This window comes from Clostridium sp. HBUAS56017 (assembly GCF_007115085.1).
Classification (GTDB): Bacteria; Bacillota; Clostridia; order Clostridiales; family Clostridiaceae; genus Clostridium; species Clostridium cibarium.
Genome location: NZ_SULK01000019.1, coordinates 352 through 11,074, shown reverse-complemented (window position 1 = coordinate 11,074; position 10,723 = coordinate 352). Strand labels below are relative to the sequence as shown.

The window sequence follows — 10,723 nt, the reverse complement described above, 5'->3', positions numbered from 1 at the left end:
CTATTTCGGAATCAAATCCACTCTTATATGAATTAATTATATCCCAAATTTCCTCTATTTTTCTATAATTTCTTTCTTGATTTTCCTTTTCTTCTTTACTGTCCGAAAAACTTGGAAAACTTCTATAAGTTGAAACATTGTATCTCATAATTCCTATTGCAGTACAAGCACCTATTATTGACTGCATATTCCACCATATATCATCTCTGTCTACTCTCATAAGTCCTTGATAACTCATTGGATGTATTATTCCTGTCATTTCATCATGAAAACCACTAAAAAGTTTATATAAATCCTCTAGTTCTCCCTTGCAGGCACTTATATCACCTTTTAAGTCTTCATGCTTACTTATTAACGCTGCTACAGCTTCCCCGCTGTTTTCGGTCTCAAGCCTGCTATTTATATTATTTAATGATTCTTCCATGGTTTCAATTGCTGATTTATATGTAGCTATCTTATCTCTTAGATCTCCTATTATCGCGTAATTTACCTTGATATCACTTATCACATTCCATTCCCCCTAAGTTACTTAACATAATGTACAGCGGAATGAAAAAAGGACACAACATCTCTTTTTAAAACAAAATGAGTTTCTCCCACTTTATCACTAAACAGATGCTTGTCCTGTATATAATAAGTCTTTATTTCTTTATTATTTAACTTAAGCATACTATATCTCCATTCATCTTAATTTTATTCCTTGATAAATTCAATATCGTTTGCTTAATCATAATTTCCCAGCTTTTCCTAATCCCTTTGTCTATTTTACTCTTATATCTCAATTTTGTAAATATATTTCACTTTCGTCATCTCTGAAGTTTAAGACACATACAAAAAATAGAGCCCAAAATTAGGCCCTATTTTCCTATTCCAATTCTTCCATATTAAACTTTAAACTTATTTACTTCCTCAATCATTTCACTTGTCATATTGTTAAGCATTTGTGCTGCTGCTGATACTTCTTCTGTTGAAGCATTCATTTCTTCTGATGATGCAGAAATCTCCTGTGAAGATGATGAAATCTCAACTGAAACTGAAGATACTCCATCTATTCTATTTAAAATAGCATTCTTATCATTATCTATATCCTCAGCAGAATTTTTAACTATTTCAATCTTAGGAATTACTTCATCTACTGCTTGTATTATTTTCTTGAAAGATGTTATTGAATTGTCTATAGTTTTAGCTTGATTCATTATTTCATCATCCATTGTAATTGATTCCTGAACTATAGTATCAGTATTATTAGATATTGCATTAATCAATTTACTAATATCCTCTGATGATGTTTTTGCTTGTTCAGCAAGTTTTCTTATTTCCTCTGCAACTACTGAAAATCCTTTTCCTGCTTCCCCTGCTCTAGCTGCTTCAATAGCTGCATTTAGTGCTAATAAATTTGTTTGCTCTGCAATATTATTTATTAAATTTGTGATTTCATTTATTTCATTTATATCTTTTCCAAGTGCCATGATTTTACGATAAAATTCTTTAAATGAATTGCTGACATTTATTACTGATTGATTTAATCCGTTCATTTCACTACTGCTATCATTTGCCATTAAACTTATTTCTCTAGAATTTGAATCTACAACATGTATTTCAGTAACCATTTCAGATAACTTATTACTAAATTCATTAAGGATATCTGTTACATTTATTAAATCTTCAGATTGATTGCTTGTCCCTTTTGCAATTTCAGATATTGCTTCTGTAACATTTTGCGATACATTTGCTATTTCTTCTGAAACAGAAGATAAGCTTTCTGATTGCATATTAATATTTGAAGAATTTTCTTTTATCCTTCTAATCATATTTCCTAGGGATTCTTGCATTACCTTCATTGAGTTAGTCATATCCCCAACTTCATCTTTTAGTTTTAAATATTTAGGCGGAACTTCTTCACATAAATTTCCTCCTGCTAATAATTCTAAATGTTTTGAAGTTGATTTTATTCCTTTAGATATACTATTAGCAATTATATAAAGAATAGCTAATCCAATTAATATAAATACTATAGATGATATCATAACAGAAATCTTTAAGCTATCTAACTCTGATAATATTTCTGTTCTAGTTACTGTAACTCCTAGTGACCAATTAGTATCTCCTACTGGAGCATACCCTACATATTTTTTTACTCCAAGATAAGTGTACTCACCTAATCCTTTTCCACCTTTAATCATTTTCTTTTCATTTTCTGCTGATGATTGTAAAGTTGGATCATTTTTTGCTTCTTCAATTGGATTATGCATATCAATTACTTTGTCTTTATCTTTACTAGCTATGTTTACACCATCTTTGTTTATCATAAATGCATAGCCTGTTTCCCCAACTTTAATCATGTTAGTTAATTCACTTAATTTATTACCGTCTGTTGTTTCAATTAGCGCTCCTACAACTTCATTATTGTTTTTAATAGGAACTGCATACACAACTACTACAGTTTTATCAGACTTATTTATTATTGGATCTGACACACTGCTTTTACCAGATAGTGCATTTTTAAAGTATGCTCTCTCTTTAACATTAGCAGTTGTTCCATCTGCTTTCTTGATATCCCCATTCTTATCTACAATTTCCATCCTAATGCCTTTTATTCTTTTGCATTCATCTAAAAGAATTGGCATTTTATTTTCCCATGAGTTATTAGGATCTTTTATTTCATTTCTTGCTGCAATAGCCTCTAATGAACTTAGATGCCCTTCAATTCTTCCTTGAATGCTGCTAGCTGCTTGTTCTGCAATGTTAGGAAGGGTTTTTCCTAAATTCAATGTTAATGCCTTTGATGAATTTACAAATGAAATTACACCTAATCCTATACATATAATTCCTATTAGCACCCCTAAAGATAATATCAGTTTTGTTTTAATACTTTTCATCGTTTCCTCCTAATTAAGTTAATGCATTGGCAAATATTATTGCTAATATTGTATTTTCCCCCTTTGTTCCCACTAATTTTTGCAATAATTTTGAGCCATGGGTATTGTATCATATTTCTACAATTAACGCTATTTTTTTCTTAATTATCCCAAATTGGATTAATTAAGTCACTAAATACAAAGAAGGAAAATACACATGTATTTTCCTTCCCTACAATTTATTTAATTATATTAATTCTAAAAATATAATTTCTTGTACATCACCTAAAAGCCAAGCTACTCTTCATCTATTTTTACTCTTAACATTTTATTCTTAACTTTTACTGCATATTTTAATTCATATGCTTGTACCCCATTATTAATTGCTTCTGCAATTTCATCCATTTCCTTTTTTATCTTTTCTTCGTCAGCATACCAGCCAAGTAAAATTGATTTTTCTCCCCAAAAAGCTCCGTTGTTAACACCAATCAACCAATATTTAGGCTCATCACTTTTTGCTTTGTACATCACAGGTGACGCTAAAACCTTATAGCAGTTAACAATTGATTTTCCATCATATGATTTAATTGTAATTTTCCCTGTTGGTACAATTATATTATTGGATATAGTTTTATTGTTTTCATTGGAACTTTTCTCACCTAACATTAAATAATCTAAAGATAAATTAAGTTCCTTAGCCAAAAGAAGCAGCTTTTCCATTTCTGGATAAACACTTCCCTGCTCCCACTTGGAAACTGCTTGGCGACTTACCCCCATTATTTCTGCTAACTCTTCTTGTGAAATGTGTCTTTCCTTCCTAATTGATTTCAAATTTTCTGCAAAGCCCATGACTTCTACCTCTTTTCTTTGTTATTATGTGTAAATTATAATAGGTCTTACACTAAAATAACACCAACCAACAATTGCAAATTAGCAACTTGTATTTGCATTCTATAAAATAACTCATTCTAATATCTTACTTCTATAATGGTTATATATCTTATCTTCATTTTCAATTGATAACAACTTATATGCTTTAATAGTAAGATTTATATCCTTCCTCCATACACTTCTTAAACTATCAACAAAACAGCCTATATACATTATCATAAGGGCATATAATTCTACAAATCTCCAAATGTCACACTCTTCAATATTCCTTCCTTCTGATACATCGTAGTGTATTTCTTGAAGCTTATTTTTGCTATTCATAATAATATTTAAAACCATGTCTATATCAAACATTAATTTATCTTTTTCTAATTTATATTCAAGAATGTCTCTGCTTAAATCTCTTGTTATATACTCTAAGTATTCAAATTCTTTTAATATATCATTATAATTCTGCATTAACATATTAGAAAAGTTTTCATTATTAATAAAATTTCTCACAGCAACATCAATGCGCTTCCATCTTTTAGAAGTATAGAATATCATGTCTTCCCCATGCTCATACCCCATATACTTACAGATCTTTAAAATTTCATTTTCATATAATCTCATCATATCTACATATAATGCATGTTTTTTAATTAATATACTTTTTCTCTTCTTTTCTCCCTGCACCAAATTATTTGATAATGCTAAAATCAAACATGTAAATATAACTGACTTTTCTTGCCACATTGTTTTTAAGAAATCTTTTTCACCATTAACTGTATAAGCTAATAACACATATATTACTAAACAAAATATAACAGGCCATAATTGCAGTATATAATTTAATATTCTTTTTTTACACCTTAAAGATCTCTTAGTTAAAAGTACTATTTTTATATATTCTAGCTTAAACCATATGCTTAATTTCACATGAAACACATCATGGAACATTCTTATTTTCAATTACTTTCTCCTCCTCATAGTTAAAACATATTTTTTATTATACACTAATTTAGTATATATTCTAATAAAATGACTAAATATGAATAATTGAAAGTTACGCATTTATAAAAAATGAACCAGCCTACTTTGTTTCAGCTGATTCATTTGATATTTTTACTTAATTATTTAGATTATGGATTAAGATTATTATTTATTTTTTATTTATTTGACAATATTATAAAATACTCCTTATTCTAAAGCGAGCATTTTATAAGTTTTCCTGAAACCTACAAACTACACTAATGACTGCTTAAATATCGCTTTATTCTCATTACTAATATTATTAACTCTTAATCCTACTAGTGATTTATTAGTGTCTAAATAGAAATAAACATTATCATTTTGTAAGCAATCACTAATTTTATTTTCTGAAAATATTATACTTACACTTTTACTTTCTATATATACTTTTAATGTCCCCTTTTCATCTGTATATGTTTCATTGTTAATATTTTTCAATTCTAATATAGGACTTCCTTTAAATAAATTAAAGTTATTTTCACAATAATTATCTACTTCATATACATTTTTACATATAGTTAATGTTATAGAACGTATATCATTCTTATGCTTTCCTATTCCTATTTCTATTAATGAACCTCTAAAATCTCCTGTTCTCCAGTATACAGTTGGTTCTTTTGAAATATTCCACACTCCAAATTCTATATTTAGTGGTGTATATATATCAAATTCAATATTTTCTTTCTTAGGTTCTTCATGGTTAAATACTTTTAACATCTTATACATCTACCTTTCATTTACTCATGGTCTGTAAACAGCATGTTTTATTACTGGCAATAATCCATCACCTCTTGGTTTACTAAAAATTAATTCCCAATTTCCTACATTCATAATTTCATCATACTTAACACCTTGCTTAACTGCACCTTCAACTGATGTTTGAAAACTTGAAAGTAGAGTTTGACTATTTATAGGCATTCCATGTGACATAGGGCCTCTTGTTATATATTCAACCATATGTTTTGTACCATTTGGATGTACCCAGAACTTTTCTCCACCAGCTGTTAACTCAAATGATTTAGGTATTTTTGTACCATCATACATAGGCTGAGTAATCTTTATATTATCCCATACTGCCTTACTAGCATCAGTAGCCCCCCAATCAAATGAAAATTAATAAAAGTTTAAGGTGATAGTTTTAACTACCACCTCTAACATCTGATTTCACCTATACTCCATAACATATTCTGTCTTGTTTTTCATCATCCCGTATATTATGTTTACAAGCCTTCTCATAATGCATATTAAGGCTGGTACTTTTGATTTTGACTTTTTCTCACCTGTTTTCCTTAAATAATAGTCATATAATATTGGATTTCTTGGCTTTCCAGTATTTTTTGTTAATTGAACTTGTTGCTTAGCAAGAAGAAACAGAACACCATTAAGCCTTCTATTCCCTTGTTTGCTCTTAACATCTCTGCCTTTACCTGCTGAAGAAAAATTAGTAGGAGCAACACCTGCATACTTTGCTAATTTATCAGCACTTTCAAATCTATTAATGTCACCTATCTCCGCTATTATTTGGGATGCAGTAACGATTCCTACACCTGTCAGTGTTTCTAACTTATAATCAAGTTTAGATATTATCTTCTTCATATGGATTTCTAATTCTTCAATCTCTTCCCTACAAAATCTTATATATCTAACATAACTTCTTACAAGTTCATCTCTATGCTCTTGATATTCTCTAAAAGTATCCCCATCTCCTGCTATAAAACTTAAAATACTTTCTGCTTTCTTTGTTGAGCAAGAATTATTACTCGCTTCTAGCAAAAATTCTTTTAATTCTTTAGTAGTTATATTTTTCAATTTGCTTGGTGAAGGATACTTTTCCCAAAATGCCAAAGCAGTTTTTCCTTCAATTTCAGCAAAAAATTTCTTATAACTCGTATAACTTTTTGTCAATTGTTCATGTAGTTGTATTTTTGTTATAGATAATGATTTTACAATAGAATCTCTTCTATATACAAATTGTTTTAAAGTCCAATATAAATCACTGGGATTTGCTTCCTTTAGAATATCTACTTTCTTTACTAATACCTCGGCTATGCACTTTGCATCCCAAGTATCATTTTTAAGCGTAGTAGGATAACTTTTTCTTTCTGATGAAGAATATGAAGGATTAACTTCTTTTACAATATATCCATTTTCTTTTAAGAAAACTGCTAAACTCCTTCCATTTCCCCCAACATCCTCAAGTCCAAATATTAAGTTTAAGTTTTCGGGAATCTTTTTCTTTAATTCCTTTATAAATTCTGGGTACACTGAAATTTTACTTTCAAATGTGAACTCTCCCAATACCCTTGTCCACCAATCTATAACAACAGCAGTATGCTGTTCTTTGTGAACATCAACACCTATAAATGCATAATTTGACCCATCATCCATAATCAACACTCCTTTAGAAATTATATTTATATTAACTCTTCAGGAAATGTTGGCAACCTCAATCACAGCGTTAGTTACATGAACTCGCAAGGGGGCAACAGCCTATCCATTTCCTGAAAAGCAATTAACTTATGTTCTTGCATTATACAAATGCTTTTTCTAATTTCAAGAAATGAGTAAACTTTTTTATTAAATTTTTCTAACTTAAATAAATATCTGTTATTTCTACCCTAAAATGTCCTAATTCTCTAGAAACTTTTAACCTTGCACTATAATCATTAAATCCCTTTTGGGTTAATTCCCTATATCTTCTTTGAGCATAAGCATGTCTTAAACGATGAAATGTTAATGATTTATCGCTATTTCTAAATTCCTTATTGTGGTTATAAATAAATACTTGCAAATTATTTATAACCTTATGTGTCTTTTCTTCTTTATTGATAAATACCTTTTCACCAGACTTTGTTTCTTTATAAAGTCTTTCAACTAGTTCCTTATTACTTAAAGGAATACTCCTAATTAACCCACCCTTACCCTTTACAGTTAGAAAACCTTTTTCTAACGCATCACCTAATTGACTCTTATCAAGCCTAGCAACTTCATGTACTCGAAGCCCATGTGAATATGACAAATTAACTATATCAGCATACCTGAATTCATTCTTGTTATTAGCATATTCAATAAATCTTTTAACTTCTGTATCATTCCATGCTTTATTGCTCCCTATTCTATCTTCTCTAGTTCTAGGCAATACCCCTAGTTCTTTATTGATAGATAGTTTTTTACTGTCACCACCCCTTACATCTACAAAAAATCTTATTGCAGATAGATTAGTAGTAATATAAGATTTAGAATAACCACTTTCCTGCATTTGCTCAACATATGCTTGTAAATGCTTATTTTCTATTTTGTTTAAATTCTGCTTTTTAAAAGTTTCTGCTAGAAACTTAGCAAAATGGTTCATTCCATCTTCATAACGATATCTCGTCTTGATACTGCTTTGGCGAGTATGTCTAAATACCTTGTCTATTTGTTCATTTAAATTCCTATATATATTCATTGTCTTTTCATCCATACTAAAATTCCATTTATCATTCATAAATACCACACCCTCTCTAGGTTTGATATTATTATTCTAAATCATATTAATAAATTTCAAGTTTTTTATAGATTATTTTTAATAATAAATAATCACAGTATTTCATTAATTTTTCTTTTGCAAAAGTCATTTCACATCAGCAAAAACAATACTTTAAGTAATATATCCCACATAGTCTCAATTAAAATTCAGACTATGTGGGATATGCTTTTTATATTAGTTTAGCAATGATGCCACTTTCCTACAAATATACATATAGGTGAAGTCAATTCTTCCGTAGCAGTAATGTCATAACAGTTATACTGTTGGCTTTTTTTGCCTGACATCCATTCTTTTTTATAAATGAATTTTTATTCTTAATACCTTATTAATTTATTTAATTCCATGTTCTGAATGCCTTCTTAAATAATTAGTTAATTCCAACTATCTATTTATATTTTATATAAAATTTATTATAGATTTCAAGAAAAAATACTTTTGAAATTATCCAAAAATATTTTTTCATTAGTCTTTCAAATATTTATATACTGTATTACTTTCCAATATCTCTTTTCTCAATACTCCCATTCAAAGGATTAATAAAATATCTTCTAGCATAGAAATCTGTTGCAGTTATAACATTTTCATTAACATTCATTTGCTCGTATGGAAGATTATTTTGATTTGGAAATACTGTATTTAATCCTTGAACTCTCCATACTATTTTCCCCTGTTTAGAAATTGCATATAAATTATCTAATTCTGTTTCATTAAATGGTATTGCTAATAATACGATTATTAAATCTCCAGATATTTTAACATCTCGAATATTATAGTCGAACCTAACATCTATATTATTAATAATTAACACATTTTCATTTATTTTTATTTGTTCATTCATACTACTTTACCTCCTTATGGTAATGGTCTTGGATTAACGAATTCTCCAGTTCTTTGTCCCATCAAATCAAATTGTATTCCACCGCCATTTCCCCATCCTTCAAGTGGATTTACAACCCCTGTACGAAGATGGGTTCCTGCATCTAAATTAACATCTGCAACATATTTAGGTGTACTAGGCAATGCAAATTTATCTTGTATTTGTGCAGGTGTTAAACCTTCTATGTCTTCTGCTTTCATAACCCAACCACCATACATTCCTGAAGTTTCTCCATCATATACTCTTACAAATGTTGTTTTTTCAGATAACTCTATTTCATTAACTACAGTACCTAGTTTATATGGTGGATTATCATAATTCATAACTTCTTTCCACCAATTGTTAGTTTCTTCTGCTGATATTTCTTTGATTATTTTAAAATTATTAGGATTACTTACCCCCTTAATAACATCATCAACCTTTTCTCCACCTAATATCTTATCAACAATTTCACTTGCATCAAAGTCTGATGGTTTCTTTTCTAGAAATGAATGTAACTTTTTAAGCTCTTCTACATCTAATTTATTAATTAACTTTAAGGCATTATCATTGCTAACTCCTTTTCCTATAAGCTTCTCTAATACATTTATCTCTTTGCCTTCATTTAAAATTATTCCAAACTTTTTTAATGCTGATAATTCTTTTATTTCTCCTTTTTTAAATAATATCTACATCTATCTTATAATATATTTAATTACTAAAAATCAATAAAAAATGAAGAGATAATAAAAACTATCTCTTCATAAATAAAACTTGTCTTTACTCAAGTTTTTACTAATTCAAAAATTTCAAACTCTTATCAAATTATTTTATATCTAATTTAATAATTTCCCCACAATAGTCAACTTCATTTTTGTCAATATTAATTTTAAGTTGTCCTGATACAACTTTATCTAAATGCCACCACCAGTATTTAATTGGTGAACTATTATTTCCCCATATTTTCAATGGTTTTAAATATTCATAAAATTCCTTTGCTCTACTAAGCAATACCTTATCATAATGTTTTAATTTTTCTTTCTCATCAATATCAAATAATTCATATTCTTTTGCTAAATATTCTCTAGTTCTAAATGTATAATCAAATTCAAATGGACTCACATCTAACTCGTCCTCTACATCAATACCATAATTATCTATCATTTTTTTTAATTCTTCCTTCATATCTATTTAACTCCTTATTTTATTCTATTAACTTTCAAACTTTCTAAATATCCAGAGTATCCTCCATTAATAACATCAGGTGGAAATGCCGTTTCCATGACTCCATTTTCACCAACCATGACTAACCACTCACCATCACCATAAATATAGTATTTTTGGTCAAATAATTCACCAGTTTTTTCATTTTTAATATACTCATATACTTGAAGATTATCTTTGTCCATAATTTCATGTATTTTATTATTATATTCATCAACTGTCCAATTATCTGGAATATGCCCTTTTCTAATACGTTTTTTCACATGTTTATTAAGTGCTTCATCAGACTTCCACTTTGCACCATTATTCAAGATTTCATCTTTAATAACTTCAGCTTCACTCCCACCCCTAATT

Annotated in this window: 12 protein-coding genes; all 12 read right to left on the bottom strand. The window is 28.7% G+C overall.

Features of this window, described 5'->3' with window-relative positions; all coding sequences use genetic code 11:
• On the bottom strand, window positions 1-508 hold a 508-nt coding region (locus tag FAY47_RS20360; protein ID WP_207706246.1), incomplete at its 3' end, for a hypothetical protein.
• A gap of 376 nt (window positions 509-884) precedes the next feature.
• Window positions 885-2,879 carry a methyl-accepting chemotaxis protein gene (locus tag FAY47_RS14940; protein ID WP_143317707.1) on the bottom strand — a complete coding sequence of 665 codons (1,995 nt, stop codon included), beginning with the start codon at window positions 2,877-2,879 and terminating at the stop codon, window positions 885-887.
• 276 nt (window positions 2,880-3,155) lie between these two features.
• Complete coding sequence (locus FAY47_RS14935) at window positions 3,156-3,707, bottom strand: helix-turn-helix transcriptional regulator (RefSeq protein ID WP_143317706.1); 552 nt, start codon at window positions 3,705-3,707, stop codon at window positions 3,156-3,158.
• A 114-nt stretch (window positions 3,708-3,821) separates the two neighbouring features.
• Complete coding sequence (locus FAY47_RS14930; protein ID WP_143317705.1) at window positions 3,822-4,700, bottom strand: hypothetical protein; 879 nt, start codon at window positions 4,698-4,700, stop codon at window positions 3,822-3,824.
• Between the two features lie 273 nt (window positions 4,701-4,973).
• On the bottom strand, window positions 4,974-5,477 hold the full coding sequence (locus FAY47_RS14925) for a hypothetical protein (RefSeq protein ID WP_143317774.1): 504 nt from the start codon (window positions 5,475-5,477) through the stop codon (window positions 4,974-4,976).
• A 24-nt stretch (window positions 5,478-5,501) separates the two neighbouring features.
• Window positions 5,502-5,804, bottom strand: coding sequence for a hypothetical protein (locus FAY47_RS14920; RefSeq protein WP_185966851.1), 303 nt, complete (start codon window positions 5,802-5,804; stop codon window positions 5,502-5,504).
• Window positions 5,805-5,924: 120 nt separating this feature from the next.
• On the bottom strand, window positions 5,925-7,148 hold the full coding sequence (locus FAY47_RS14915; protein WP_143317704.1) for an IS110 family transposase: 1,224 nt from the start codon (window positions 7,146-7,148) through the stop codon (window positions 5,925-5,927).
• Window positions 7,149-7,347: 199 nt separating this feature from the next.
• Complete coding sequence (locus FAY47_RS14910) at window positions 7,348-8,247, bottom strand: tyrosine-type recombinase/integrase (RefSeq protein ID WP_143317703.1); 900 nt, start codon at window positions 8,245-8,247, stop codon at window positions 7,348-7,350.
• 532 nt (window positions 8,248-8,779) lie between these two features.
• The gene (locus FAY47_RS14905) at window positions 8,780-9,127 is read right to left on the bottom strand and encodes a hypothetical protein (RefSeq protein ID WP_143317702.1); all 348 of its coding nucleotides are present in this window, start codon (window positions 9,125-9,127) and stop codon (window positions 8,780-8,782) included.
• Window positions 9,128-9,141: 14 nt separating this feature from the next.
• The gene (locus FAY47_RS14900; RefSeq protein ID WP_143317701.1) at window positions 9,142-9,489 is read right to left on the bottom strand and encodes a hypothetical protein; all 348 of its coding nucleotides are present in this window, start codon (window positions 9,487-9,489) and stop codon (window positions 9,142-9,144) included.
• Window positions 9,490-9,970: 481 nt separating this feature from the next.
• Window positions 9,971-10,330 (bottom strand): hypothetical protein, encoded by a 360-nt coding sequence (locus FAY47_RS14895; RefSeq protein ID WP_143317700.1) that lies wholly within the window; start codon window positions 10,328-10,330, stop codon window positions 9,971-9,973.
• Window positions 10,331-10,344: 14 nt separating this feature from the next.
• Window positions 10,345-10,723 (bottom strand): hypothetical protein (locus FAY47_RS14890; protein WP_207706245.1); only part of this gene is annotated, 379 nt, incomplete at its 5' end.